Genomic DNA, 25,407 nt, shown 5'->3' with positions numbered 1-25,407 from the left:
TGCTAGCGCGCTTGCCGGCGCGCGATGCGGCATGATCAAGATGACTCAAGCTTTCCAGAAAGTCGCCGCCATACGCGGCATGAATGATCTGTTGCCAGGGGCCAGCGCCCGCTGGGAGCAATTCGAGGAAATCGTGCGCGGCTGGCTGCGCGGCTACGGCTATCGCAATGTGCGTACGCCCGTGCTTGAGCATACGCGCCTGTTCGCGCGCGGCATCGGCGAAGTGACCGACATCGTCGAAAAAGAGATGTACACCTTCACCGATGCGCTCAACGGCGAATCGCTGACCATGCGTCCGGAAATGACCGCGGGCATCGTGCGCGCGTCCATCGAGCACAACCTGCTCTATGACCGCCCGCAGCGCGTCTATTCCATCGGCCCCGTGTTCCGCCACGAGCGCCCACAGCGCGGCCGCTACCGCCAGTTCCACCAGATCGACGTCGAGGCCCTGGGCTTTGCCGGTCCCGACGTGGACGCCGAACTCATCGTCATGCTGGCCCGCCTCTGGAAGCTGCTGGGCCTGACCGACGTGCGCCTGGAGCTGAATTCGCTGGGCCAGCCGGCCGAGCGTGCCGCTCACCGCGCCGCCCTGATCGAGCACCTGGAAAAGCACCGCGACATCCTGGACGAAGACGGCCAGCGCCGCATGTACAGCAACCCGCTGCGCGTCCTCGACACCAAGAACCCCGCCATGCAGGAAATGGCCGACAGCGCGCCGCGCCTGTTCGACTTCCTGGGCGAGGAGTCGCGCGCGCACTTCGACGGCGTGTGCCAGCGCCTGGCCGACGCCGGTATCGAATATCGCCTGAATCCGCGCCTGGTGCGCGGGCTGGACTACTACAACCTCACGGTGTTCGAGTGGGTCACCGACCGCCTCGGGTCCCAGGGCACCGTGTGCGGCGGCGGCCGCTACGACGGCCTGATCGAGCTGCTGGGCGGCAAGCCCGCGCCCGCGGTGGGCTTTGCGATCGGCATGGAGCGCCTGCTGGACCTTTGGGAGCAGAGCGTGCAGGTGGAACAGCCGGCCGAGTGCGACGTCTACGTCGTGCACCAAGGCGAAGAGGCGCAGCGCCTGGCCGCCCGGGTCGGTGAAGACCTGCGCGATGCCGGCCTGTCGGTCATCGTGCATGCGGGTCCCGCAAGCTTCAAGTCGCAATTCAAGCGCGCCGATGCCAGCGGCGCCCGTGTTGCGGTTATTCTTGGCGCCGACGAAGTGGCTGCGCAGACGGCCAGCGTCAAGTTCCTGCGCGCCGAGGCGCAGGGCGAATCGGCCCAACAGCAAGTCCCGTTGGCGGGATTGGCCGACGTATTGAATAACAAGGGTTAATGCATGGCATACGATCTCGAAGAACAGGAAAAACTCGACGCAATCAAGGCGTGGTGGGCGCGCTACGGCACCCTGGTGGTCACGCTGGTGGCGGCGGTGGCGCTGGCCTGGGGCGGCTGGTGGGGCTGGAAGGCCTACCAATCGCACCGCGCCAACCAGGCCATGGGCTACTTCGAAGCGCTGGAAGACGCGGCGCGCCTGGGTGGCGCCGATTCCTCGGTCCGCATCAAGACCGCCGCGGCCACGCTGCGCGAGCAGTATCCGTCCACCGGCTACGCCGCGCGCGGCGCGCTGGTGGCGGCCCAGGCGCTGCAGGCCCAAAAGGATGACGCCGGCGCCCGCGAGCAGCTGGAATGGCTGGCTGCCCAGGGCAAGAACCCGTCCATGCAGTCGGTGGCGCGCCTGCGCCTGGCCGGCATGCTGCTGGACCAGAAGCAATACGATGCCGCCCTGGCGCAGCTGACCAACCCGCCGGCAGCCTTCGCCGCCTTGTACGCGGATCGCCGCGGCGATATCCTCGCCGCGCAGGGCAAGCGCGAGGAAGCGCGCGCCGCCTGGCAAAGCGCCATCGATGGCCTGGGTACGGCAAATCCCTTGACCCAGGTTGTGCAACTGAAACTGGATGCCCTGAGCGGAGCGTGACTGTAATGCGTAAATTTGCACCTGGCCGTACGTGGCGTGGCGCCGTTTGCCTGGCGGGCTTGCTCGCCCTGGGCGGATGCGGCATGTTCTCCCATGATGACGGCCGCTACGATCCCGCGCCCCTGACCGAATACAAGGCCGGCATGTCCGTGCGCCAGGTCTGGAGCGTCTCGGTCGGCAGCGGTTCCGGACTGGGCTTTGCACCCACGGTGTTGGGCGACGCCATCTACGCCGCCACGCCCGATGGTTCGGTCGGCAAATTCGACCTGCAAAGCGGCCGTGCCATCTGGAAGGCCAGTGTCGACGGCAAGTTGTCCGCCGGCGCCGGCAGCGATGGCACCACCACCGCTGTGGCCTCGCCGAACGGCGACGTCATTGCCTTTGACGACACCGGCAAGGTGAAGTGGAAGGTTCGTGCCACCAGCGACGTGACCATTCCGCCCGTCGTGGGCTATGGCATCGTCGTGGTCCGCAGCGGCGACTACCGCATCCAGGCCTTCGACGCCAACAGCGGCGAACGCGTCTGGAACGTGCAGCGTCCCGGCCCCTCGCTGGCTCTGCGCAGCGTGTCGCAGATGGTCCTGGCCGAAGGCCTGGTCATTACCGGCCTGCCGGGCGGCAAACTGATGGCCATTGCCTCCAATAGTGGTAACGTGCAATGGGAAGGCACCGTGGCGACGCCGCGCGGCGCCAGCGACCTGGAGCGCCTGACCGACGTGGTCGGTGCGCCCCGTATCGCGGGCAATCTGCTTTGCGGCGTGGCCTACCAGGGACGTATCGTCTGCTTCGACGTCACGGCCGGCGGCCGCCCGATGTGGGCCAAGGACTTCTCCAGCGTCAGCGGCCTGTCGCTGGACGAGCGCTTCGCCTATGCGGCGGACCAGAACAGCGTGATCAACGCTTTTGCGCTGGATAATGGCGGCAACGTCTGGAAGCAGGCGGCCTTGAAGAACCGCCAGGTCACCGCGCCCGCCATGCTCGGCGGTGCGTTGGCAGTGGGCGACCTGGACGGCTACGTGCATTTCCTGTCGCGCAGCGACGGCAGCCTGATGGCGCGCCTGTCGGTGGGCGGTGGTCCAGTGGTTTCGCCGCCGCAGACTACTTCCCAAGGTGTGCTGGTCCAGACGGGTAATGGCAACCTCGTCCTGATCGGCGCCAACTAAAACCTATAGAACAAAGCCTTACACCGTGTCTTTCAAGCCTGTCGTCGCCCTGGTCGGCCGCCCCAATGTGGGGAAGTCGACCCTATTCAACCGCCTGACGCGATCGCGCGCCGCGCTGGTGGCCGATTACTCCGGCCTGACCCGCGATCGCCATTACGGCGAGGGCAGGGTAGGCGAGATCCCCTTCATCGTCATCGATACCGGTGGTTTCGAGCCCGTCGCCAAGGACGGCATCCTGCTGGAGATGGCCCGCCAGACCCGGCAGGCCATCGCCGAGGCCGATGTCGTGGTGTTCCTGGTTGATGCCCGTGCGGGCATCAATGCCCATGACCACGAAATCGCCCAGCTGCTGCGCAAGTCCGGGCAGCAGCGCGTGTTGCTGGCGGTGAACAAGGCGGAAGGCATGGGCGCCAGCGGCGCCATTTCCGAGTTCCATGAGCTCGGGCTGGGTCAGCCTTATCCGATTTCCGCGGCGCACGGCGATGGCATCGTCGACCTGATCGAGCTGGCGCTCCAGGACCTGGCCGAGCCGCCCGCCGAGGAAGACGCATTCGAAGAGGCTGAGCACGATCACCGCATCAAGCTGGCCATCGTCGGCCGTCCCAACGTGGGCAAGTCCACGCTCATCAATACCCTGATGGGCGAAGAGCGCGTGATCGCGTTCGACATGCCGGGCACGACCCGCGACGCCATCGAGATCGACTTCGAGCGCGACGGCCGCCGCTACACGCTGATCGATACCGCAGGCCTGCGCAAGCGCGGCAAGGTATTCGAGGCGGTCGAGAAGTTCTCTGTCATCAAGACGCTGCAGGCCATCGAGGCCAGCAACGTCGTGCTGCTGATGCTGGACGCGCAGACCGAGATCTCCGAGCAGGATGCGCACATTGCAGGCTTCGTGCTGGAAACGGGCCGCGCCGTGGTCGTGGCCATCAACAAATGGGATGGCCTGGACGGCGAAGCCAAGGAACGCATCGAACGCGAATTCCAGCGCAAGCTGCGCTTCCTGTCGTTCGCGCGCATGCACACCATTTCGGCGCTGCGCGGGCAGGGCGTCAAGCCCTTGCTCAAGTCGATCAACGCGGCGCACGCCGCGGCGTTCGCCAAGCTGTCCACGCCCAAGCTGACGCGCGAGCTGCAGATCGCTGTCGAACAGCAGCAGCCGCCCCGCAAGGGTATCTTCCGTCCCAAGATGCGCTATGCGCACCAGGGCGGTCAGAACCCGCCGCTGGTCGTCATCCACGGCAATGCGCTGGACGCCATTCCGGACTCCTATCGCCGCTACCTGGAAACGCGCTTCCGCAATGCGTTCGACCTGGCCGGTACGCCGCTGCGCATCGAATTCAAGTCTTCGCACAACCCCTACACGCAGGAAAGCTGATCCATGAGCCGCTTCTGGAGTCCCGTGGTCGGGACGCTCAGTCCGTATGTTCCGGGCGAGCAGCCCAAGCTTCAGAATCTGGTCAAGTTGAACACCAACGAGCATCCTTACGGCCCGTCGCCCAGGGTGCTCGACGCGATCCGCTCGGCCTGCGACGACACCCTTAAGCTCTATCCGGACCCTTCGTCCGACCGCCTGCGGCAGGCCATCGCCGGCACGGTCGGTGTGCAGCCCGGCCAGGTCTTCGTGGGCAACGGCTCCGACGAAGTGCTGGCGCATGTCTTCCTGGCGTTGCTCAAGCATGAACGCCCGCTGCGCTTTCCGGACATTACCTACAGCTTCTATCCGGTCTATTGCGGCCTGTACGGCATCCAGTACGAAACGGTGCCGCTGACGGCCGATTTCAGCATCGCAGTCGAAGACTATCTGCCCGGCGCCAAGGGGCAGGCGGGCGCCATCATCTTCCCGAATCCCAATGCGCCCACCGGCCGCGCCCTCAGCGCGGCGGAGGTCGAGCGCATCGTGGCCGGCAATCCCGACGCGGTCGTCGTGGTGGATGAGGCCTACGTGGATTTTGGCGGAGAGTCCGTCATTCCTTTGGTGGACCGCTACGACAATCTGCTGGTGGTGCAGACGCTGTCCAAGTCGCGTTCGCTGGCGGGCTTGCGCGTCGGTTTTGCCGTAGGCAGCGCCGAACTCATCGACGGGCTTGAGCGTGTAAAGAACAGTTTCAACTCCTACCCCATCGACCGTCTTGCCTCTGCGGGAGCGGTGGCGGCCCTGGAAGACGTGGAGTACTTTGAACGCACCCGCCAGGCCGTGATCGACACCCGTTCGCGGATGACGGAGGGGCTGCAGTCCCTGGGCTTCGAGGTGCTGCCCTCGGCCGCGAACTTCGTGTTCGCACGGCACCCCAACAAGGATGCCGCCGGTCTGGCTGCCGCCTTGCGCGAGCGCAGCATCATCGTGCGTCATTTCCGCCATGAACGCATCGATCAATTTTTGCGAATTACCGTGGGCACCGACGAGCAGTGCGAACTACTGTTGAAGGCGCTTGCGGAGGTCCTGCAGGCTTGAGCGGCAGCAGCTTTCCAGTCGGAAAACTCTGGTGTCACTTTTGCTTCCTGCCCAAGTAGCACGGGCCGGGAAAACCCTGTAGAGTACAAGTTTCGGCGTACCCCACCAGTACAGAAGTACGCCACCACTCAATAACAAACAAATGGAGCCTGGCCAATGAGCAATAAAGGGCAAACTCTGCAAGATCCGTTCCTGAACACGCTGCGCAAGGACCATGTGCCCGTGTCGATCTACTTGGTGAACGGCATCAAGCTTCAAGGGCAAATCGAATCCTTCGACCAGTACGTGGTGCTGCTGCGCAATACGGTCACGCAAATGGTCTACAAGCACGCCATTTCGACCGTCGTCCCCGCGCGCGCCGTGAATTTCCAGGTGGAAGTCCCTGCTGAGTAATCTCGCTCCAGCTTTACCTTTTATTGCCCGCCGGACGGTCCTCGTCGGCGGGCATTTTCGCTTTGGCTCCAATATGGTGCATGTATGCGCGCTCTGATTATCAGCGTGGATCTGGGAGATCCGGACTTCGCGGCCCATGCCGAGGAATTCGCCATGCTGGCCAAGGGCGCTGGCGCGGAAATCGTCGGCACCTTGACGGCACGGCGGGACAGACCCGACGCCAAGTTCTTCATCGGTTCAGGCAAGGCCGATGAGGGCGTGGCGATGGCCCAGGCCTTGCTGGCCGACATCGTCCTTTTCGACCAGCCGCTGTCCCCCGCACAGCAACGCAACCTGGAACGCGCCTTCAACTTGCGCGTGGTGGATCGCGTTGCGCTCATTCTCGACATCTTCGCGCTGCGCGCGAAGAGCCATGAAGGCAAGCTGCAGGTCGAATTGGCCCAGCTGCAGCATCTGGCCACACGCCTGACCCGCATGTGGAGCCACCTGGAGCGGCAGCGCGGCGGTATCGGCATGCGCGGACCGGGTGAATCCCAGCTCGAAATGGACCGCCGCATGATCGGCGCCAAGGTCAAGGTGCTGCGCGAGCGGCTGGACAAGGTCGAACGCCAGCGCGTGACCCAGCGCCGGGCGCGCGCGCGCGGCGGTGCGCTGTCGGTATCGCTGGTCGGCTATACCAACGCCGGCAAGTCCACCTTGTTCAATGCCTTGACGCGCGCCGACAGCTACGCCGCCGACCAGTTGTTCGCGACGCTGGATACGACCACGCGCCGCATCTGGATCGAAGGGGCGGGCTCGGTGGTGGTGTCCGATACGGTCGGGTTCATCCGCGATCTGCCCCACGGCCTGATCGCGGCGTTCCGCGCCACCCTGGAAGAAACCGTGCATGCCGACCTGCTGCTGCACGTGGTCGATGCCGCCAGCCCGCAGCGCGATGAGCAGATCTTTGAGGTGAACAAGGTTCTGGCCGAAATCGGCGCGGCCTCGATTCCCACCATTCTGGTCTACAACAAGATCGATCTCGCCGGATTGGAGCCGCGGGTGGAACGCGATGCACATGGTACGATTGCGCGAGTATTTGTAAGCGCCACCGAGCGCGCCGGTTTGGATGCGTTGCGCGGGGCAATTGCGGAAACCGGACAGATTGTGGGAAACAATGCCGCGAATTATCAAACTCTTCAATCTGAATGACCCCGGCTGGGGTCGTGGGAACAACAATGGCTCCGAGCCGCCGCCCAAGCGGCCCCAAGGCAACGGAGACGGCCCTCCCGACCTGGACGAGGTCTGGCGCGATTTCAACAATCGCATCGGATCGTTGTTCGGGCGCAAGGGCGGGGGCGGCAATAACCGCCCCGGAAACCGCGGCGGCATGACGCCGCCGTCGCCGCGCGGTGCGCGCATCGGCCTGGGGGTGATCGCCCTGGTCGCGGCCGGCATCTGGCTGGCCAGCGGTTTCTACATCGTGCAGGAAGGCCAGGTCGCGGTTGTGACACAGTTCGGCAAGTACAAGTCGACGTCGCAAGCCGGTTTCCAATGGCGCCTGCCGTACCCCATTCAAAGCCACGAAATGGTCAACGTGTCGCAACTGCGCACGTTCGAAGTCGGTTTCCGTGGCGGCGCGCGCAACAAGGTTCTGCCTGAAGCGCTGATGCTCACGACGGACGAGAACATCGTCGATATGCAGTTCGTCGTGCAGTACCGCCTGCGTGCCGATGGCGCGCCCGACTACCTCTTCATGACGCGCGATCCGGATGAATCCGTCCGCCAGGCCTCAGAAACGGCCATGCGCGAAGTCGTGGGCAAGCAGTCCATGGACTTCGTGCTCTACGAAGGCCGCACCACGGTGGCCACGCAAGTGCAAACCCTGATGCAGCAGATCCTGGACCGCTACCAGACCGGCGTGCAGGTCAGTACTGTGGCCATCCAGAACGTGCAGCCGCCTGAACAGGTGCAAGCCGCGTTCGACGACGCCGTCAAGGCGGGCCAGGACCGCGAGCGCCAGATCAACGAAGGCCAGGCCTACGCCAACCAGGTCGTGCCGCTGGCCAGCGGTCAGGCTTCCCGCATGACGGAGCAGGCCGAAGGCTACAAGGCCAAGGTTGTCGGTGACGCCCAGGGTAATACCTCGCGCTTCACCAGCATCCTCGGCGAATACGAAAAGTCGCCGCAGGTCATGCGCCAGCGCATGTATCTGGAGAGCATGCAGGAGATCTTCACGCGCGCCAGCAAGGTCATGGTCGACACCAAGAGCAACAACAACATGCTGTACCTGCCCTTGGACAAGATCATGCATCTGGCCGCTCAGGACGCCAGCAAGTCCGGTGTCGCCGGTTCCGGTTCGACCACGCTGGCTCCGCCCGCGCAGTCGCCGGCTCGCGGCAGCGCCGCGCCGGTGCCTCAGTCTTCCGGCAGCAGCAATAGCAACACGCTGCCTCGCGACCGTACGTCGCGCTAACCCGGAGGAGTCCTGATCATGCAACGTCTCATGCCTATCCTGGTCGGCCTGCTCATCGTGCTGGCCGCCCTGTCTTCCTGCGTCTTCGTCGTGCGCGAGCGCGACTACGCCCTGGTGTTCTCGCTGGGTGAAGTACGCAAGACCATCAACGAACCCGGCCTTTACTTCAAGGCGCCGCCTCCGTTCCAGAATGTCGTGACGCTCGACAAGCGCATTCTGACCATCGAAACCAACGAAGCCGAACGCATCCAGACTTCCGAAAAGAAGAACCTGCTGATCGATTCGTACGTCAAGTGGCGCATTCTGGATCCGCGCCAGTACTACGTGTCCACCGGCGGCAACGAGCGCGTGGCGCAGGAGCGCCTGCAGGCGCTGATCCGCGACGCGTTGAACGCTTCGGTCAACGTGCGCACGGTGCGCGACGTGGTCTCGACCGAACGCGACAAGATCATGGCCGAAATCCTGACCAACGTCGCCAAGCGCGCCGAACCGTTGGGCGTCCAGATCGTCGACGTGCGTCTGCGCCGCATCGAGTTCGCGCCGGAAATTTCGGAATCGGTGTACCGCCGCATGGAAGCGGAGCGTACGCGCGTCGCCAACGAGCTGCGTTCCATCGGCGCCGCCGAAGGCGAAAAGATCCGCGCCGAAGCTGACCGCCAGCGTGAAGTCATCGTGGCCCAGGCCTACGCCAAGGCCCAGGGCATCATGGGTGAGGGCGATGCCGCGGCTGCCGCGATCTATTCGCAGGCCTACGGCAAGAACCCGCAGTTCTACACGTACTACAAGAGCCTGGAGGCCTACCGCGCTTCGTTCTCGAAGCCGGGCGACGTGCTGGTGGTCGACCCCAGCTCCAGCTTCTTCCAGTTCATGAAGGACCCCACCGGCGACGCCCTGGCGCCGGTGACCGTGCCGGCCAAGTGATGCGGCGACGGTAATGCGGAAGAAAAGCCCCTTGGAAGTCCAAGGGGCTTTTTGCTTGCTGGCAAGGCGGCATCCCGAATTCCCCGCAATAGGGGACGGTTACGCTGCCGCGGCAGTCCCGGCTGGCATTGGCCGCCGAACCATGTACAATACCCCGTAAGCTAGAAAACATTCCGCAGCGGCTGAGCGGGCTTACGCCCCCTCAGCCGCTTTTTCGTTTGGGCGACGCCCACGCATCACTTGGCGTTCTTCAGGTAAACATTCATGGGTAACTGGTTGCTGCCCGAGAGCCTTGCCGACGTACTTCCGGCAGAGGCCCGGCGCATCGAGGAATTGCGCCGCGAACTTCTCGATCTGTATCGCACTTACGGTTTCGAGCTGGTCGCGCCGCCCCTGGTCGAATACATCGATTCATTGTTGTCCGGCACGGGCAGCGATCTGGATCTGCGCACTTGCAAGCTGGTCGATCAATTGTCCGGACGCACGCTGGGCGTGCGCGCGGACATGACGCCTCAGGTTACGCGCATCGACGCGCATTTGTTGAACCGCGCTGGCGTTACCCGCCTGTGCTATTGCGGCAACGTGCTGCATGCCCGCCCGGCGGACCTGCTGGCCAGCCGCGAGCTGCTGCAGATCGGCGCTGAAATCTACGGCCACGCCGGCTTCGAGGCCGACCTGGAGATCATCCAGCTGGTGCTGGAAACCGTGGCGATTGCCGGCGTGCGTAACCCTAGGCTCGATCTGTGCCATCCGGGCGTGCTGCGCGCACTGCTGGAGTCCGATCCGGCGGCGACGGCCCTGTCGCAGGACGTCATCTTGCTGATGCGCGAGAAGGACGTTCCGGGACTGGGTGAATTGGCCGAGCGGGCTCCCGGGTTGCGTGCAGAGACCCTGAAAGCCCTGCAATTGCTGCCCAAGCTATACGGCGGGCCGGAAGTGCTGCAGGAGGCGCGCCGTGAACTCCCTCTGCTGCCGGGTGTCGTGGCTGCGCTGGACGCGCTGCAGTTGGTGGTCGACGCCATGCCCAATGTGGCGTTCGGCGTGGACCTGGCCGACGTGGGCGGCTATGGCTACCATTCCGGCGTGAAGTTCGCGCTGTATGCCGAAGGCTGGCGCGATGCGCTGGTCAGCGGCGGCCGTTATGACGATGTCAGCCGTGCGTTTGGCCGGGCCCGTCCCGCCACCGGCTTCAGTCTTGATTTACGCAAGCTGGCGGCGGGTTTGCCGCCGGCGGAAAGGGCGCGTGCGGTACGTGCGCCCTGGGGGCAAGCCCCCGCCCTGACCGAGGCGGTGCGCCGCCTGCGCCGGTCGGGGGAAATTGTCGTTCAGGTATTGCCCGGTCACGAGCAGGATCAGGACGAATTCGTTTGCGATCGCGAGCTGGCGCTGCAGGATGGCGCCTGGACGGTCAGAACGCTGTGACTAACCCCCTCTCGGCAACGAGAGGGCCGCGGGGAGATTTCCGGATTTCCCGAGAAACTCGATATTGATTCGTAACATGAGCAAGAACGTAGTCGTAATCGGCACCCAGTGGGGTGACGAGGGCAAGGGCAAGATCGTCGACTGGCTGGCGGAATCCGTCCAGGGCGTGGTCCGCTTCCAAGGCGGTCACAATGCCGGCCATACGCTGTGGATCAACGGCAAGAAGACGATTCTCCGCCTGATCCCGTCGGGCATCATGCATCCCGGCGTCACCTGCTTCATCGGCAACGGCGTCGTGCTGTCCCCGGAAGCCCTGCTCAAGGAAATCGAAGAGCTTGAGGCCGCCGGTCTGGACGTGCGTTCGCGCCTGCAGATTTCCGAAATCTGCCCGCTGATCCTGCCGTACCACGTCGCCATCGACAAGGCGCGCGAGGCGCGCAAGGGCGACGGCAAGATCGGCACGACCGGTCGCGGCATCGGCCCGGCCTATGAAGACAAGGTCGCCCGCCGCGCGCTGCGCGTGCAGGACCTGTTCAATCCCGCGCTGTTCGACGAAAAACTCGCCGAAGTGCTGGATTACCACAACTTCGTGCTGACCAAGTACCTGGGCGCCGAGGCGGTTTCCGCCAATGAAGTGCGCGACCAGGCCATGGCGCTGGCTCCGGCCATCGCCCCGATGGTCAAGGACGTGTCGAGCAACCTGTACGCCATGCAGCAGGAAGGCAAGCGCCTGTTGTTCGAAGGCGCGCAAGGCGCTTTGCTGGACGTCGACCACGGCACCTATCCTTTCGTCACCAGCAGCAATTGCGTTGCTGGCGCCGCCTCGGCAGGCGCGGGCGTCGGTCCGCAGCAACTGGACTACGTCCTGGGTATCACCAAGGCCTATACGACTCGCGTCGGTTCGGGTCCGTTCCCCACGGAGCTGGTCGACGAGATCGGTACCCGCCTGGCCACGATCGGCAAGGAATTCGGTTCCGTCACGGGCCGTCCGCGCCGCTGCGGCTGGTTCGACGGCGCCGCGCTCAAGCGCTCGGTCCGCCTGAACGGCATCACCGGCCTGTGCATCACCAAGCTGGATGTGCTTGATGGTCTGGAAACCATCCAGCTGGGCGTCGGCTACCGCGTCAACGGCGAATTCCGCGATGTGCTGCCTTATGGCGCGCATGCCGTGGCGCAGGCGCAGCCGGTGCTGGAAGAGCTGCCGGGTTGGAGCGAATCCACCGTCGGCATCACCGAGTACGACAAGCTGCCCCAGGCGGCGCGTCGCTACCTGGAGCGCGTGGCCGAAGTTTGCGGCGTGCCCATCGACCTGGTGTCGACCGGCCCGGACCGCAATGAAACCATTGTGCTGCGTCATCCCCTGAAGGGCTGACATCGGGTTATTATTCGCAAGGCCGCCGCCGGTCTCATACCGGCGGCGGCCTTTTCGTATTTATTAAGCAGGAGATGCTTGCCTATGAGCACGCCGACCAATGATGACAGCCATCTGTGGGTGACGTGGGACGACTACAACCGCCTGATCGAGCGCCTTACCTTGCAGGTGCATCAATCGGGTTGGAAGTTCGACAAGATTCTTTGCCTGGCGCGCGGCGGCATGCGCGTCGGTGACGTTATGTCCCGTATTTTTGACGTGCCGCTGGGCATCCTGGCCACGAGCAGCTATCGCGAAGCGGCCGGCACCAAGCAGGGCGACATGGATATCGCCCAGTTCATCACCATCACGCGCGGCACGCTGTCCGGGCGAGTGTTGCTGGTGGACGACATGGTCGATACCGGCAAGACCTTCAGCAAGGTCTACGATCACCTGAAAAGCCAGTTTGCCGACATCACCGAGCTGCGCAGCGCGGTGCTGTGGTGGAAGGGGCATTCCCAGGCGACGCCGGACTACTACGTCGACAAGCTGCCGACGAACCCCTGGATCCACCAGCCTTTCGAAGACTACGACAGCCTGCGTCCGCACCAGCTCGAGGCCTGGATCCGCAAGGGCTCCAAGAGCTGAGCATGGCGTTTCGGCAGGAGAGGGCATTCTGGCCGCCCAGGGCGCCAGACTGTCCCTCCAGTAGTCAAAACAGCCATGACCATGCTAGAATCGCTGGTTATCGCTAAACCGAACTTGGCTTGTTACTCTTTGGGTAGTCTTTGGGTAACGGAAACAGCCAGCGGAAATCCGGGATGGGTCTGTGGTTCAGGGCTGCCAAGCAGCGCTGAAGCCGGAGTCCGGCGCCTGGATTGCGCTTTCAAGGTTCCCCGTTCGCGGTGCCTGCCTCTGTTGGTATGATTTTGGTATCCACGAGGCCGTTTACGCGTACCTGGACCCGCGCAGCGTTGCTGGTAAGCAAGCCAGGTTTGTCATCAACTTTTGTTACCCTACAAGCAGGCCAATCACTTTATGCCTATCGTTCGACTGAAGGAAAACGAACCGTTTGAAGCCGCTCTGCGCCGCTTCAAGCGCACCATCGAAAAGACCGGTTTGCTCACCGAGCTGCGTTCGCGCGAGTTCTATGAGAAGCCCACGGCTGAGCGCAAGCGCAAGCACGCCGCCGCTGTGAAGCGCCACTACAAGCGCATCCGTAGCCAACAACTGCCCCCGCGCCTGTATTGATTTTTGATTCCCGAATCTATTGATTCCAGAATCATTCATCCAGGATTTGCTCGCCCGAGTCGACGTCGTCGACATAGTCGGGCGATACGTGCAGTTGAGAAAGGGCGGGGCCAACTTGCTTGGCCTGTGCCCTTTTCATAACGAAAAAAGTCCCTCGTTCACTGTCAGCCCCACCAAGCAGTTCTATCACTGCTTCGGTTGCGGAGCGCATGGCAGCGCCATCACCTTCCTGATGGAACACACGGGCGCCAGTTTCCCCGATGCCGTGCGCACGCTCGCGGCATCGGCGGGAATGACGGTCCCCGAAGAAAATCGCAGTCCACGCCAGCAGCAGGAAACCGCGCGCCGCAAGGCCGAGGAATCCCGCCACACGCAGGTGCTGGATGCCGCTCAGGCGCATTACCTCAAGCAATTGCGGGCCTCGCCCGCGGCGATCCGCTATTTGAAGCAGCGCGGCCTGACCGGTGAAATCGCGGCGCATTTCGGCCTGGGATGGTCGGGCACCGACCGCCACGGCCTGTCGCAGGTCTTCCCGAATTACGAGGCCCCTGTCCTGGTGGAATCCGGACTGGTTATCGAATCCGAAGACGGACGTCGCTACGACCGTTTCCGGGAACGCGTCATGTTCCCGATCCGCAATGCGCGGGGCAGTCTCATCGGCTTCGGCGGGCGCATCATCGGCAAGGGCGAACCCAAGTACCTGAATTCGCCCGAAACCCCGCTGTTCTCGAAGGGGCACGAGCTCTACGGGCTGTGGGAGGCGCGCCAGGCCATACGCCAGGAAGGGCAGGTCATTGTGGTCGAAGGCTACATGGACGTGGTCGGCCTGGCTCAGCAAGGCATCGCCAACGCGGTAGCGACGCTGGGTACGGCTACCACGCCGGACCACGTCAAGAAGCTGCTGCGCGCCAGCGACAAGGTCATCTTCAGCTTCGACGGCGACGGCGCGGGTCGGCGCGCCGCGTGGCGTGCACTGCAGGCTTGCCTGCCCGTGCTGCGCGACGACATTGCGATCCGCTTCCTGTTTCTGCCGTCAGAGCACGATCCCGACTCGTATGTGCGCGAACTGGGCGCGGAAGCTTTCCGGGCGTGCCTGGGAGAGGCCGTGGCGCTGTCCCGCTTCCTGCTGGACGAGTTGGCCTCGCGGCACAACATGAACGAAGCCGAAGGGCGGGCCAGTTGCCTGCACGAGGCCAAGCCATTGCTGGCTGCCATTCCCGAATGCGCGTTGCGCGTGCAGATCGAGCGGGAAATGGCAAAGCTGGTACAGCTGACGCCCGAGGAAATGGCGCAGGTGCTGGCTCAGCAGCCCGCAAAACCCTTCGCGCCCGCGCCCAAGCCGGGCGCCACGGGGGGGGATGCCGGCGCGGTTGCGGCGCCGAGCCACGAGCCGGGCTATACGGACGCTGGCTACGATTTCGCCGGACACGATTTTCATGATATCCCGGCCGACGAGTCCGACTACGCGGACCAGGTTCATCTACCGTCCCAGGGTTCCGACTTTGGTGGCGGAGGAGCTCAGCGCGGCGGCGGAAAGCAGGAGTGGAAGGGCAAAAGCGACTGGAAGGGCAAGGGTGACTGGAAGGGCGGCAAAGGCGGCTGGAAAGGCAAGCGCGACAACGATGTGGGCGGGTTTGAAGGCCGCCGCACCATGCCGTCGCTGGCCAAGCGCCTGCTGGGCTTGCTGCTGGCGCATCCCGAACTGGTCGACTCCATGGGTGATCAGCAGCTTGAAGTCATCGACCACGGCCCCCATCTAGGTCTTGTAAGAGACCTGATCATGCTGGCGCAGTCCAGCGGCGCCCGCCATGTCGGCGCCCTGCTGGAAGCCGCGGAGCCGGATTCGGATCTGGCGACGGTGCTGAAGGGCCTGCGGGCCGACATCCTGTCCCAGGAAGACCTGCCTGATCCGCAAACGGAATGGGACGACGCCTTGAGACGGATCGAATTTGACTCGGCCAAGCTGGAAATGGCCAAGCTCGCTGCGGCGGGCCTGGCCACGGAAGAGGCGCGTAAACGCTATCAGGAGCTTTCCAGCCGCATGGCCGTGCTGAAAGGTGCTGGCGTGCGCTAAATGCGCTAAAATCAAAGGTTGTCCGCTTGCGAAGCGAGTTTTTTTGCGACGGGCGGGACGGGAGTGTGAGGTTGGGCGCGAGCCTGCCTGATAGGTCTGTCTTCTGATGTACGCGGATTGTGGCGCTTGCAGTTGATTGCGGCCTGATTCTTGCTGAATTTGGCGCTAGTCCTCGTGCCACGAGGCGTGAGCAACAAGAAATGCATTCGGCGGGCGGAATCTATTCCGGCAGCCAGAATCTAATGGATGTATAGGGTTTGACGCGGGACCGGCGATCCGGGCGTGGCGGATGCTCCAGAAAACGGAACGTCAGATGCGCAACGGCAGAAATAAAAGCGGATGCGCGCGTCAACTTTGTTACATGGTTAATTAATATAGCTAAGCGGTGAATCAAGCAGTTCGGCGGTGGTTATCTCCGGATGGCGTTAGTGGTTTGGGTGCTGTGTCTACTCAGCTGCTTGGGGCAAAGGCCCGATAAGCAAGCAAAGCCTATTTATAGGCAGGCAGCCCCCCCGACGCCCGGGAGCCTACGCAGGATGAGGTCATGCACGCAACGCGCGAGTACGGTATTGCACCGCAACGGCGCCAAGCGGGCTCGCAAGAGCCGGCGCTGCGAACAACGCAGCCGCGTGATCTCCGCTGATTCACCAGATTTACCCGTATAACCGCCGCGTTGGACCGCTGTCCAAAGCGGCTTCATGCGGTGCAACATGCCCGAACGGGTTGCGACGACCACGGAAGCGACTATGACCAAATCCACCGGCAAATCCTCCTCTGCAATTGATGCGGCCGAAACCAAGGCCACCACGACCAAGCGCGTCGTAAGCATGGCAGCGGAAAAGGCGCCCGCCAAGACGGCGGTGAAGGTCGCCAAGCCCGCAGCCAAGACGGCCGCCAAGAAGACGGCCAAGGCTGCCGCGGCTGACAAGCCCGAGAAGGTGACCAAGGCTCGCGCCAAGAAGGCCGAAGACAAGCTCGCCGACCTGGTGGGCAGCGCGCGCCCCGCGCCCAGCGGCCGGCGCCCGGGACGTCCCGCCAAGAACGCGAACAACGATTCCGACGGCTTTGACGACACAATGGACGGCGACGGCGAAGTTCTGCCCGACCTGAAGCCGCCCAAGCGCGGCGGCAAGCGCGGCAAGGCCGATCCCAAGGATCTGATCGCCCGCGGCCCCGTCACGCCCGAAGAATACGAAGCGCGCCGCAACCGCCTGAAGCAGCTGATCAAGCTGGGCAAGGACCGCGGCTACCTGACCTACGGCGAAATCAACGATCATCTGCCCGACGATCTGGTCGACGCGGAAGCGATCGACGGCATCATCAGCACGTTCAGCGACATGGGCATCGCGGTCTACGACCAGGCGCCCGATGCCGAAACGCTGCTGATGAGCGAAAACGCGCCGGTCGCGTCCAACGACGACGACGTCGAAGACGAAGCCGAAGCCGCGCTGACGACCGTGGACTCGGATTTCGGCCGCACCACGGACCCCGTGCGCATGTACATGCGTGAAATGGGCTCGGTGGAACTGCTGACGCGCGAAGGCGAAATCGAAATCGCCAAGCGCATCGAAGACGGCCTGAAGCACATGGTCATGGCCATCTCGGCCTGCCCGACCACGATCAACGAGATCCTGGCTCACATCCTGCGCGTGCGTGAAGGCCAGGCCCAGATCGACGAAGTGGTCGACGGCCTGGTCGATCCGGAAGACGGCGAGGAATACGCCGGCGCCGGCGTCACCGCCGAGGAAGACGAAGGCGACGACGGCCCCGCCGGCGGCATGTCCAGCAAGCAGCTGGAAGACCTGCGCGTGAAGGCCCTGGCCAAGTTCGACGAAGTCGGCAAGCAGTTCGAAAAGATGCGCCACTCGTACGAGAAGGACGGCTACAAGTCGGACGTCTACGTGCGCGCCCAGGAATCCATCCAGAATGAACTGATGGGCATCCGCTTCACGGCCAAGATGGTCGAGAAGCTGGCGGACACCCTGCGTCAGCAGGTCGAGGAAGTGCGCCAGCTCGAACGCGCTGTCCTGCACACGTGTGTGGACCGTGCCGGCATGCCGCGCACGCACTTCATCAAGGTGTTCCCGGGCAACGAAACCAACATGCAGTGGGTCGTCGACGAAGTGGCTGCCGGCCACCCGTACGCCGAAACGCTGGAGCGTCAGATTCCCGCGGTGCAGGAACTGCAGCAGAAGCTCATCGACCTGCAAACGCGCGTCGTGCTGCCGTTGAAGGACCTGAAGGACGTCAACAAGCGCATGGCCACCGGCGAAGCCAAGGCCCGCAAGGCCAAGCGTGAAATGACCGAGGCCAACCTGCGTCTGGTGATCTCGATCGCCAAGAAGTACACGAACCGCGGCCTGCAGTTCCTGGACCTGATCCAGGAAGGCAACATCGGCCTGATGAAGGCCGTGGACAAGTTCGAGTACCGTCGCGGCTACAAGTTCTCGACCTATGCGACCTGGTGGATCCGTCAGGCCATCACGCGTTCCATCGCCGACCAGGCGCGCACCATCCGTATTCCGGTCCACATGATCGAAACGATCAACAAGATGAACCGGATCAGCCGCCAGATCCTGCAGGAAACCGGCGCCGAGCCGGATCCCGCGACCCTGGCGCAGAAGATGGACATGCCCGAGGACAAGATCCGCAAGATCCTGAAGATCGCCAAGGAACCGATCTCCATGGAAACGCCTATCGGTGACGACGACGACTCGCACCTGGGCGATTTCATCGAAGACACGTCCACGCTGGCGCCTTCCGACGCGGCTTTGCACGGTTCCATGCGCGATGTGGTCAAGGAAGTGCTAGACTCTCTCACCCCGCGTGAAGCCAAGGTTCTGCGTATGCGTTTCGGCATCGAAATGAGCACGGACCAGACCCTGGAAGAAGTGGGCAAGCAGTTCGACGTCACGCGCGAGCGCATCCGCCAAATAGAAGCGAAAGCGCTGCGCAAGCTGCGTCACCCCAGCCGGGCCGATAAGCTGAAGAGCTTCCTGGAAGGGCAGTAAAAGTTTTTAGGGCCTCTAGCTCATGCCTGGTTAGAGCAGCGGACTCATAATCCGTTGGTGCCGAGTTCGACTCTCGGGGGGCCTACCAAGAAAGTCCTGTTAATTCAGGCACCTACAGCCGCCAGCAATGGCGGCTGTTTCTTTTCCGGCTCCGATATTGACGTAATCTTGACGTTCTCGGCGTCGCTTGGTTCGTGCTGGGCGCGTTCCACGGCCGGGAGGTGGCCGAGTTGCGTGCTGTCCAGGCCATTGAGCGGGATGCGCAATCCCAGGCCGCTGTTGCCGCTGTTGAGGCGGCGAGAACCGAAGAACGACGACGCACTGCCGCCATGGAGCATGCCCGCGATAATGCCCAGAAAAAAAGCCGCTGTCGCGGTCGCTGATGCTGCTGGCACTCGTGTTGAGCGTGACCGGCTGCGTGCCCGCGCAAACACGTTGGCTCGCGCCGCAGTTGCCGAACAGCCCGCCCTTGCCGACGCAGGCCCGTCAGGAGCCGCTGCCGTCGATCTGCTCGCCTACATGCTTGGCCGCGCTATCGATCGAGCTGAAGCGCTTGCGGGCGTTGCAGATCGTGCCCGCATCGCGGGACTGACATGCGAACGGGCCTACGATGAGGTGCGAGACCCCAACGGCCAGGGTGGGGGTTGAGTATTGCGACCATGTGCGGCCACATGGAACTGCTAATATCCGCAAATTCCGGCAGTTCGGCCATCATTACGGGAAAACTGGATGAAGCGCGCTCCCTGTCTTGCCCTTGTGTTTGCGGCCCTGGTCCTCATCGCTGCGCGTCCGGCGGCGGCGGAGCAGGGATGCGGCGATGGTTACACCATGTCCACCCAGGGGCCGGCCCAGTGCATCCCCATCCCTGGCCTTTACCAAGTGCCGCAGGGCGGTGGCGTGCCGCCGCCGCCGCCGCGTCCGCAGGGGCATTGGGAAACCCGCTGGGGCGCATTCGCGTCCAGCAAGGAAAACCTGGTCGGCATGGCGGGCAACCGTGGCAGCGAGCGCGAAGCGACCAAGGCGGCCATTGCTCACTGTGTCTCGAAGGGCGGCACCGACTGCAAGACGGCGATGACGTTCTACAATCAGTGCGCGATCGTGGCTTCGGGGGCGGTCGGCAATGGCCAGTACTTCACCATGTTCCGCAAGCACTACACCATCGAGCAGGCGACCGACGACGCCATGGACATCTGCAAAGAGAAGAACCTGACGGAATGCACTGTCCATTTCTCCAATTGCAGCCAGGCGGAGTTCATACAATAGGCCGCTGCGGGTCCCCTCCCGCTGTCTCTGCTGTATGGGGTGTGCGCGGCGCGCCATCGGGCGATAGTCGGCGTTTGACCCGCTGTCCGGCCATGATCTAACGTCATCTGCAAGCGCCAAGTACCCACGGCCTGCCGTCACCCCGGAACTTTCGTGTCAGCCCTCGCTCTGATCTCCTTTTGTGCAAGACAGCAATGGAGAACTCCGATGAAATCCAACGTCCTGCCTGGTACTGCCCCAGGCCCTCTGGCTTTCGAGGCGGAAGCCCTGGCGTGGAGCGGCGCTCGCCCAATGGCGTCTGACATCTCAATGATGTCTCCCGGCGAGTTGATGAGGCATGCCTTGGTAAAGCTGGAAAATTCGTCCGTTCACCAGACTCCGGAGAAAGCAGCCGCGATCCAATACCTGACCAGCGCATTGAGCATGGTCAGCGTTGTCACATGTAGCTAAGCGGGATCAAGCAACTGTGTCTGCCGCGGGCAAGGGAACAGCGTAGGCAACGCATCAGTCGATGACTTCCGCGCAAGCATCCGTCGGCGCCGCCGCGACGTCGCCGACGACCGGCACGATCTTGATGGCGGCAGATGCGATACGGCACGGGGCGGCGACGACACCGCAGCCGGACGCGAACATGCATAGCATTGAGACCAGGATCCACTTCATCGGACGTGCTCGAAAATAATTGGTCAAGGCGCTGCCCGAGGAAGGGCTGACGGTGTTGCGCGGCGTCGATGCCGATCATGTTCAGACGCGGATTTCCATCTGAAGAGAATGTGCACGATGCATGGCGGAAGCGGCATTCTGCTTTGCGTCTGCACGGCAATTAGTGGGGAAATGCTGGCCAAGTGTAATGACACTTGCTCGTCCTGGAACAGGAAGTAACGCAGATCCCGCTTGTATGGCGCCAAGGCCGGAAAATCCCAGGTAGGATGGTGGCGTTCTCCTTCCGGGCGCGCCTGGAAGGGCGTCCAACAACAATAAGGAGCGCTACATGCTTGATACTCTCCCCAAGGCAGGTCGGGCCGGCGTGCTCGCAGCGATGCTCGGCGTGGCCAGCCTGGCGTTCACCGGCTGCACCACGACCACCGCCCAATCCTCGGCCACGGCTGCGGAAAAGCGGCAGGAACTCGATACCGCAGCCGACGCGACCCTGACCAAGCTTTATCAGTCCTCGTCCCAGGCCAAGCAATTGGTGGAACGCGCGCGTGGCGTGCTGGTGTTTCCGGGCGTATTGAGCGCGAGCTTCATCGTAGGCGCGCAGCATGGAACGGGCGTGCTGCGCGTAGGCGGGTCGGATACCGGCTACTACAGCATCACGGGCGGCTCCATCGGCTTGCAGGCCGGTGCGCAGTCCAAGGCGATGGTGGTGCTGTTCATGACCGACGGCGCCCTGGCCAAGTTCCGGGCCAGCAGCGGCTGGACAGTGGGGGCGGACGCGACGGTCGCGGTGGCCAATGTGGGCGTCAACGGCAGCATCGATACCTACACCGCGCAGCAGCCCATCGTCGGCTTCGTCTTGAACAACGGCGGCCTCATGGCCGGGGTGTCGGTGGACGGCAGCAAGATTTCACCGCTGCTGCTGTAAGCGGCCCGCACCCTTACAGCCCCATTGCCTTTTCCCAAGGCAATTGCGGCGGCAAGGCCTCTGTCATCGCATCCACGAAGGCCCGGATGCGCGGCGACAGGTGCCGGTTCGGCAGATAGACCAGCTGGACCGGCGCGCCGGGCGCCATCCAGTCCGTCAGCACCAGCTTCAGGCGTCCGTCCCGCACGGCGGATTCCGCGATGAAGCTGGCCATGCGGGCGATGCCCGCGCCGGCCACCACGGCGTCCAGAATGGCTTCCGGATGATTCACGTTCAGATTGCCGCCGGGCGTGATCGTGTAGCGCTCATCGCCTTTCTGGAAATCCCATTCGTGATATCGACCCGTCTGCCATTGGACATAGGCCAGGCAGTTGTGCCGTTCCAGCTCATTGGGCGTGGCCGGCGTGCCGTGTGCGGCCAGATAGGCGGGGCTGGCGCACGTGACGTAGCGCAGCCGGGACAAGGTCTTGGCGATGACGCGCGAATCCGCCGTGACGCCGATCCGTATGGTGGCATCCAATCCTTCTTCGGCCAGATTGGGCATGCGGTCGCTGAAATCGGCATTGATCGATAGCTCCGGATAGCGCGCGGTCAGCGACAGCAGCGCGGGCATGATGACCTTCCTGCCCAACCCGACCGGTGCATGCACGCGCAGCTTGCCGCGCGGGCTCACGCTGGCGCCAGTCACTTCGGCCTCGGCGGCTTCCACTTCCAGCAGGATGTGGCGGCAGCGCTGCAGCAGCAATTCGCCATCGTCGGTCAGCGACAGGTTGCGCGTGGTGCGATTGAGCAGCTTCACACCCAGCTTGGCCTCAAGCAGCGAGACGCTCTTGCTCACCGATGCGGTGGAGATGTCGAGCCGGTGCGCCGCGGCCGTGAAGCTGCCGCTGTCTGCGACGCGTACGAAATTCAGAACATGCTTGAGATGGTCTATCAGGATGTACATGGCGGTCGGACTGATGGGTGCACGCCATCTTAGCCATTCCCGCGCGCAAAGTTAAAGGTGATTTGCCCTCGGGTCCGTTTATCTGCCGCACGCCTGTCCCTACACTGAGCCGCAATGTTGGCAGGTTCAAAAAGACGACAGGAGACAAGGGTGGAGATCCAGAGCAGTGCGCAGGCAGCGGGCGGACCCGAGCAGGTTTATCTGGAGGGCCTGGCGGCAGGCCGGTTTCAGATCCAACGCTGCGCCGATTGCAGTCAGGCGGTGTTCTATCCGCGCTGCGTATGCCCCCATTGCGGCGGCGCGGCATTGGATTGGTTCAGCCCCGCGGGCGAGGGCGTGGTGTACGCCAGCACCACCGTGTATCGCGATGCGGAGCAGGGCGGCGACTACAACGTGTGCCTCGTGGATCTGCCGGAAGGCGTGCGGATGATGAGCCGTGTCGCGGAGATCGCGCCTGGACATGTGCGGATCGGCATGCGCGTCAGCGCCAGGATCGTTGGAGACGGCGAGGCGGCGAAAGTGGTCTTTGTGCCTATGGGAGCAGTGGCATGACGCTGCGCGATTTGAGGGGCAAGACTGCCGTGGTGGGCGTGGGGCAGGCCGGGCTGGGTCAGGCCCGCGGTTATACCGAGCAGGAGGTGCTGGCGCAGGCCGCCATGGCTGCGATCGCCGATGCGGGCCTGAGCCTGAAGGACATAGACGGCATTACGACATGCAGTTCCCTGTCGCCGATGTGGGCGATGTCGGTGGTCGAGTATCTGGGCATACGGCCGACCTTCCTGGACAGCACCATGATAGGCGGCTCCAGCTACGTGGCGCATCTGCTGCCCGCAATGCACGCGCTGGCGTCCGGGCAATGCAATGCGGTCCTGGTCTGCTACGGCAGCACCCAGCGCACCGCCAAGTTCAACCGCGCCGATCTGACTCGCGCGCGGAAATCCCTTGACCCTCAGCCCTACGAAACGCCCTATGACCCGCCTTTGCCGGTGGCGGCGTATGCGTTGGCCGCGAGCCGCCACATGCACCAGTACGGCACCACGCGCAAGCAATTATCGGAAGTGGCGGTGGCCGCGCGGAAATGGGCGCAGTTGAACCCCGAAGCCACCATGCGCGAGCCGCTGTCGCTGGCGGATGTGGAGGCTGCGCGTCCGGTTTGCGAGCCCTTTACCGTTCGCGACTGCTGCATGGTCAGCGATGGCGCGGGCGCCTTTGTGCTGACGCGCTCGGACCGGGCCCGCGATTGCGCCAGGAAGCCGGTGTACGTGATGGGCAACGCCACCGCGGTGTGGAACCGGCAGGTTTCCTCCATGCATGACCTGGCGGTGACGGCGGCGCTTGAATCGGGCAGGCGCTGCTACGAGATGGCCGGCGTATCTGCAAAGGACATGGACCTGGCCATGTTGTATGACGCCTTCACCATCAACACCATCCTGTTCCTGGAAGACCTGGGTTTCTGCCAGAAGGGCGAGGGCGGCGCGTTCGTGGACGACGGCGCAATCGCGCCGGGCGGGCGGCTGGCGGTCAATACCAACGGCGGCGGCTTGTCCTGCGTGCATCCCGGCATGTACGGCGTATTTCTCATGGTCGAGGCCGTCAGGCAGTTGCGCGGCGAATGCGGAGAGCGCCAGTTGAAGGATCCGAACCTGGCTCTGGTGCATGGCAACGGCGGGACCTTGTCCAGCCAGTCCACCGCGATCCTGAGCGCCTTGCCTGCGCTCTGACCGTCCGACAAGTTTGCGGTAGAGGCGGAACGACCGCATCCATCGCCATGGGGAAAGCAATGTTGAACAAGATCGTGCCTACTTTGGAGTCCGCCGTGGCCGGGGTGGAGGATGGCGCCACACTGCTGATCGGCGGGTTCGGCGCATCCGGCGTGCCAACGGAACTGTTGCAGACGCTGCTGGAAACCGGCGCGCGCGAATTGACCATCGTCAACAACAACGCCGGCAATGGCGAGCCGGGCTTGAGCCAGTTGATCCGTGCGGGGCGGGTGCGCAAGGTGATCTGCTCCTTCGCCCGTTCCTCCAATCCCAGGAAGCCCAATGCCGCCGCGTTCGGCGAATGGTATGCGGCGGGCAGGATCGAGCTGGAGGTGGTGCCGCAGGGCACCTTGGCCGAACGCCTGCGCGCCGCTGGCGCGGGCATGGGACCTTTCTTCACGCCCACGGCCTATGGGACGCGGCTGGCGCAAGGCAAGGAAACGCGCTCCATCAACGGCCGGGGGTATGTGCTGGAAGAGCCGTTGCCGGGCGATGTGGCCTTCGTGAAGGCCCAGTACGGCGACAGCGCGGGCAATCTGACCTACCGCTACGCCAGCCGCAATTTCGGACCTGTGATGTGCATGGCCGCAAGGCTCACGGTGGCTCAGGTCGACCAGGTGGTGCCGCTGGGGGCGTTGGCGCCGGAACAGGTCGTGACGCCCGGAATATTCGTTCAACGCATCGTCGAGTGCCCCAATGAGCATCAATAGCCTGTCCCGCGCGCGCATGGCGCAGATCGTCGCCGACGACATTCCGCCCGCTTCGTACGTCAATCTGGGCATAGGCATGCCGACGTCGGTGGCGGATTACCTGAAGCCGGAGCGCGGCGTGGTGCTGCATAGCGAAAACGGCATCCTGGGCATGAAAGGCCTGCCGCCAGGCGCCGAGGTCGACGGGGATCTGCTCAACGCCAGCAAGGAGCCCGTCGCGCTGGACATCGGGGCGTCGATCACCGATCACGTCGTGTCCTTTTCGATGATGCGCGGCGGCCATATCGATCTCACCGTGCTGGGCGCCTTCCAGGTGTCGGCCGACGGCGACCTGGCCAACTGGGACACGGGGCGCGAAGACTCGATACCGGCGGTCGGCGGGGCCATGGATCTGGTGGCGGGCGCCAAGCGCATCTTCGTGATGATGCAGCACGTGGATCGCGACGGCCGGCCAAAGATCGTGCCCGCATGCACTTATCCCCTTACCGGCAAGGCCGTGGTGGATCGCATCTATAGCGATCTGGCCATCCTGGACATCAGGCCGGACGGGCTGCATGTGCGGGCGATGGTGAGCGGCCTGGATTTCGCGGCGCTGCAGGCGCGGACCGCGGTGGAACTGACGCTGGACGAGGCGTGGATCGAACTGGCGCCCTGAGTTTCAGGCTGGCGCCGTCATGG

The 25,407-nt window shown here is 63.8% G+C and carries 26 protein-coding genes and 1 tRNA gene; 25 read left to right on the top strand and 2 right to left on the bottom strand.

All coding sequences use genetic code 11. The features are described 5' to 3' along the window. Positions 1 to 40: 40 nt before the first annotated feature. The 20 genes from hisS (at position 41) to IB257_RS30740 (ending at position 20,178) form a co-directional block, all read left to right on the top strand. A complete protein-coding gene (gene hisS, locus IB257_RS30830; RefSeq protein ID WP_119450758.1) occupies positions 41 to 1,327 on the top strand; it encodes a histidine--tRNA ligase in 1,287 nt (428 codons plus the stop codon). 3 nt (positions 1,328 to 1,330) lie between these two features. After that, positions 1,331 to 1,969 (top strand): tetratricopeptide repeat protein, encoded by a 639-nt coding sequence (locus IB257_RS30825; RefSeq protein ID WP_192493316.1) that lies wholly within the window; start codon positions 1,331 to 1,333, stop codon positions 1,967 to 1,969. A gap of 5 nt (positions 1,970 to 1,974) precedes the next feature. Further along, positions 1,975 to 3,132 carry an outer membrane protein assembly factor BamB gene (gene bamB / locus IB257_RS30820; protein ID WP_054458655.1) on the top strand — a complete coding sequence of 386 codons (1,158 nt, stop codon included), beginning with the start codon at positions 1,975 to 1,977 and terminating at the stop codon, positions 3,130 to 3,132. A gap of 25 nt (positions 3,133 to 3,157) precedes the next feature. After that, on the top strand, positions 3,158 to 4,510 hold the full coding sequence (gene der, locus IB257_RS30815) for a ribosome biogenesis GTPase Der (protein ID WP_054458654.1): 1,353 nt from the start codon (positions 3,158 to 3,160) through the stop codon (positions 4,508 to 4,510). Between the two features lie 3 nt (positions 4,511 to 4,513). Continuing rightward, on the top strand, positions 4,514 to 5,587 hold the full coding sequence (gene hisC / locus IB257_RS30810; protein ID WP_175182240.1) for a histidinol-phosphate transaminase: 1,074 nt from the start codon (positions 4,514 to 4,516) through the stop codon (positions 5,585 to 5,587). Between the two features lie 156 nt (positions 5,588 to 5,743). After that, positions 5,744 to 5,980 (top strand): RNA chaperone Hfq, encoded by a 237-nt coding sequence (hfq, locus tag IB257_RS30805; protein WP_006218585.1) that lies wholly within the window; start codon positions 5,744 to 5,746, stop codon positions 5,978 to 5,980. A gap of 84 nt (positions 5,981 to 6,064) precedes the next feature. Further along, entirely contained in the window at positions 6,065 to 7,171 is a 1,107-nt protein-coding gene (gene hflX, locus IB257_RS30800; protein WP_054458649.1) for a GTPase HflX, read from the top strand. Next, the gene (gene hflK, locus IB257_RS30795; RefSeq protein WP_054458647.1) at positions 7,137 to 8,435 is read left to right on the top strand and encodes an FtsH protease activity modulator HflK; all 1,299 of its coding nucleotides are present in this window, start codon (positions 7,137 to 7,139) and stop codon (positions 8,433 to 8,435) included. The genes hflX and hflK overlap by 35 nt, the downstream gene beginning before the upstream one ends. Positions 8,436 to 8,453: 18 nt before the next feature. Next, positions 8,454 to 9,356 (top strand): protease modulator HflC, encoded by a 903-nt coding sequence (gene hflC / locus IB257_RS30790; RefSeq protein WP_054458645.1) that lies wholly within the window; start codon positions 8,454 to 8,456, stop codon positions 9,354 to 9,356. Positions 9,357 to 9,620: 264 nt separating this feature from the next. Continuing rightward, positions 9,621 to 10,778, top strand: a complete 1,158-nt coding sequence (locus tag IB257_RS30785) for an ATP phosphoribosyltransferase regulatory subunit (RefSeq protein WP_054458643.1) — start codon at positions 9,621 to 9,623, stop codon at positions 10,776 to 10,778. 76 nt (positions 10,779 to 10,854) lie between these two features. Continuing rightward, positions 10,855 to 12,150, top strand: coding sequence for an adenylosuccinate synthase (locus tag IB257_RS30780; protein ID WP_042792859.1), 1,296 nt, complete (start codon positions 10,855 to 10,857; stop codon positions 12,148 to 12,150). Between the two features lie 84 nt (positions 12,151 to 12,234). Then, the gene (locus IB257_RS30775; protein ID WP_042792860.1) at positions 12,235 to 12,777 is read left to right on the top strand and encodes a phosphoribosyltransferase; all 543 of its coding nucleotides are present in this window, start codon (positions 12,235 to 12,237) and stop codon (positions 12,775 to 12,777) included. 390 nt (positions 12,778 to 13,167) lie between these two features. Then, a complete protein-coding gene (gene rpsU / locus IB257_RS30770) occupies positions 13,168 to 13,380 on the top strand; it encodes a 30S ribosomal protein S21 (protein WP_006218592.1) in 213 nt (70 codons plus the stop codon). A gap of 19 nt (positions 13,381 to 13,399) precedes the next feature. Next, positions 13,400 to 15,454, top strand: a complete 2,055-nt coding sequence (gene dnaG, locus IB257_RS30765) for a DNA primase (protein ID WP_192493315.1) — start codon at positions 13,400 to 13,402, stop codon at positions 15,452 to 15,454. Positions 15,455 to 16,200: 746 nt separating this feature from the next. Then, entirely contained in the window at positions 16,201 to 18,465 is a 2,265-nt protein-coding gene (rpoD, locus tag IB257_RS30760) for an RNA polymerase sigma factor RpoD (protein WP_054458639.1), read from the top strand. Between the two features lie 9 nt (positions 18,466 to 18,474). Beyond that, a tRNA-Ile gene (locus IB257_RS30755) sits at positions 18,475 to 18,553 on the top strand. A 106-nt stretch (positions 18,554 to 18,659) separates the two neighbouring features. Then, positions 18,660 to 18,848: a DUF2514 family protein gene (locus IB257_RS31780; protein ID WP_367648238.1), complete on the top strand. Its 189-nt coding sequence runs from the start codon at positions 18,660 to 18,662 to the stop codon at positions 18,846 to 18,848. Next, a complete protein-coding gene (locus IB257_RS30750; RefSeq protein ID WP_367648237.1) occupies positions 18,802 to 19,113 on the top strand; it encodes a DUF2514 family protein in 312 nt (103 codons plus the stop codon). Before IB257_RS31780 ends, IB257_RS30750 begins: the two co-directional genes overlap by 47 nt. An 81-nt stretch (positions 19,114 to 19,194) precedes the next feature. Further along, a complete protein-coding gene (locus IB257_RS30745; RefSeq protein WP_119450744.1) occupies positions 19,195 to 19,728 on the top strand; it encodes a DUF4189 domain-containing protein in 534 nt (177 codons plus the stop codon). Positions 19,729 to 19,935: 207 nt separating this feature from the next. Next, complete coding sequence (locus IB257_RS30740; protein ID WP_192493314.1) at positions 19,936 to 20,178, top strand: hypothetical protein; 243 nt, start codon at positions 19,936 to 19,938, stop codon at positions 20,176 to 20,178. A 54-nt stretch (positions 20,179 to 20,232) separates the two neighbouring features. Here IB257_RS30740 and IB257_RS30735 read toward each other — a convergent pair whose 3' ends face one another. Continuing rightward, positions 20,233 to 20,391, bottom strand: coding sequence for a DUF6726 family protein (locus tag IB257_RS30735; RefSeq protein WP_054458630.1), 159 nt, complete (start codon positions 20,389 to 20,391; stop codon positions 20,233 to 20,235). A gap of 328 nt (positions 20,392 to 20,719) precedes the next feature. Here IB257_RS30735 and IB257_RS30730 point away from each other — a divergent pair, with 328 nt between their 5' ends. After that, positions 20,720 to 21,313, top strand: coding sequence for a YSC84-related protein (locus tag IB257_RS30730; protein ID WP_054458628.1), 594 nt, complete (start codon positions 20,720 to 20,722; stop codon positions 21,311 to 21,313). 13 nt (positions 21,314 to 21,326) lie between these two features. Here the strand turns inward: IB257_RS30730 and IB257_RS30725 are convergent, their stop codons facing one another. Further along, positions 21,327 to 22,259, bottom strand: coding sequence for a LysR family transcriptional regulator (locus tag IB257_RS30725; RefSeq protein WP_054458626.1), 933 nt, complete (start codon positions 22,257 to 22,259; stop codon positions 21,327 to 21,329). A 150-nt stretch (positions 22,260 to 22,409) separates the two neighbouring features. On the opposite strand from IB257_RS30725, the gene IB257_RS30720 reads away from it, so the two are divergent. Genes IB257_RS30720 through IB257_RS30705 form a run of 4 tightly spaced genes read left to right on the top strand, consistent with a single transcriptional unit; the run spans position 22,410 to position 25,384 of the window. Next, on the top strand, positions 22,410 to 22,811 hold the full coding sequence (locus tag IB257_RS30720) for a Zn-ribbon domain-containing OB-fold protein (protein ID WP_254593372.1): 402 nt from the start codon (positions 22,410 to 22,412) through the stop codon (positions 22,809 to 22,811). Continuing rightward, positions 22,808 to 23,980: a thiolase gene (locus IB257_RS30715; protein ID WP_192493313.1), complete on the top strand. Its 1,173-nt coding sequence runs from the start codon at positions 22,808 to 22,810 to the stop codon at positions 23,978 to 23,980. The genes IB257_RS30720 and IB257_RS30715 overlap by 4 nt, the downstream gene beginning before the upstream one ends. A gap of 59 nt (positions 23,981 to 24,039) precedes the next feature. Continuing rightward, positions 24,040 to 24,729, top strand: coding sequence for a 3-oxoacid CoA-transferase subunit A (locus IB257_RS30710; protein WP_054458619.1), 690 nt, complete (start codon positions 24,040 to 24,042; stop codon positions 24,727 to 24,729). Beyond that, positions 24,716 to 25,384, top strand: coding sequence for a 3-oxoacid CoA-transferase subunit B (locus IB257_RS30705; protein ID WP_119450740.1), 669 nt, complete (start codon positions 24,716 to 24,718; stop codon positions 25,382 to 25,384). The genes IB257_RS30710 and IB257_RS30705 overlap by 14 nt, the downstream gene beginning before the upstream one ends. Positions 25,385 to 25,407 lie beyond the last annotated feature (23 nt).

The organism is Achromobacter sp. ACM03, assembly GCF_014851665.1.
Classification (GTDB): domain Bacteria; phylum Pseudomonadota; class Gammaproteobacteria; order Burkholderiales; family Burkholderiaceae_B; genus Achromobacter; species Achromobacter aegrifaciens.
The sequence above is the reverse complement of the archived record's forward strand: the minus strand, read 5'-3'. Positions and strand labels throughout refer to the sequence as shown.

Coding starts and splice junctions, on each gene's coding strand:
- hisS (WP_119450758.1), top strand. CDS start 41: ATGACTCAAGCTTTCCAGAAAGTCGCCGCCATACGCGGCATGAATGAT.
- IB257_RS30825 (WP_192493316.1), top strand. CDS start 1,331: ATGGCATACGATCTCGAAGAACAGGAAAAACTCGACGCAATCAAGGCG.
- bamB (WP_054458655.1), top strand. CDS start 1,975: ATGCGTAAATTTGCACCTGGCCGTACGTGGCGTGGCGCCGTTTGCCTG.
- hisC (WP_175182240.1), top strand. CDS start 4,514: ATGAGCCGCTTCTGGAGTCCCGTGGTCGGGACGCTCAGTCCGTATGTT.
- hfq (WP_006218585.1), top strand. CDS start 5,744: ATGAGCAATAAAGGGCAAACTCTGCAAGATCCGTTCCTGAACACGCTG.
- hflX (WP_054458649.1), top strand. CDS start 6,065: ATGCGCGCTCTGATTATCAGCGTGGATCTGGGAGATCCGGACTTCGCG.
- hflK (WP_054458647.1), top strand. CDS start 7,137: ATGCCGCGAATTATCAAACTCTTCAATCTGAATGACCCCGGCTGGGGT.
- hflC (WP_054458645.1), top strand. CDS start 8,454: ATGCAACGTCTCATGCCTATCCTGGTCGGCCTGCTCATCGTGCTGGCC.
- IB257_RS30785 (WP_054458643.1), top strand. CDS start 9,621: ATGGGTAACTGGTTGCTGCCCGAGAGCCTTGCCGACGTACTTCCGGCA.
- IB257_RS30780 (WP_042792859.1), top strand. CDS start 10,855: ATGAGCAAGAACGTAGTCGTAATCGGCACCCAGTGGGGTGACGAGGGC.
- IB257_RS30775 (WP_042792860.1), top strand. CDS start 12,235: ATGAGCACGCCGACCAATGATGACAGCCATCTGTGGGTGACGTGGGAC.
- rpsU (WP_006218592.1), top strand. CDS start 13,168: ATGCCTATCGTTCGACTGAAGGAAAACGAACCGTTTGAAGCCGCTCTG.
- rpoD (WP_054458639.1), top strand. CDS start 16,201: ATGACCAAATCCACCGGCAAATCCTCCTCTGCAATTGATGCGGCCGAA.
- IB257_RS30750 (WP_367648237.1), top strand. CDS start 18,802: ATGCCCGCGATAATGCCCAGAAAAAAAGCCGCTGTCGCGGTCGCTGAT.
- IB257_RS30745 (WP_119450744.1), top strand. CDS start 19,195: ATGAAGCGCGCTCCCTGTCTTGCCCTTGTGTTTGCGGCCCTGGTCCTC.
- IB257_RS30740 (WP_192493314.1), top strand. CDS start 19,936: ATGAAATCCAACGTCCTGCCTGGTACTGCCCCAGGCCCTCTGGCTTTC.
- IB257_RS30735 (WP_054458630.1), bottom strand. CDS start 20,391: ATGAAGTGGATCCTGGTCTCAATGCTATGCATGTTCGCGTCCGGCTGC.
- IB257_RS30730 (WP_054458628.1), top strand. CDS start 20,720: ATGCTTGATACTCTCCCCAAGGCAGGTCGGGCCGGCGTGCTCGCAGCG.
- IB257_RS30725 (WP_054458626.1), bottom strand. CDS start 22,259: ATGTACATCCTGATAGACCATCTCAAGCATGTTCTGAATTTCGTACGC.
- IB257_RS30715 (WP_192493313.1), top strand. CDS start 22,808: ATGACGCTGCGCGATTTGAGGGGCAAGACTGCCGTGGTGGGCGTGGGG.
- IB257_RS30710 (WP_054458619.1), top strand. CDS start 24,040: ATGTTGAACAAGATCGTGCCTACTTTGGAGTCCGCCGTGGCCGGGGTG.
- IB257_RS30705 (WP_119450740.1), top strand. CDS start 24,716: ATGAGCATCAATAGCCTGTCCCGCGCGCGCATGGCGCAGATCGTCGCC.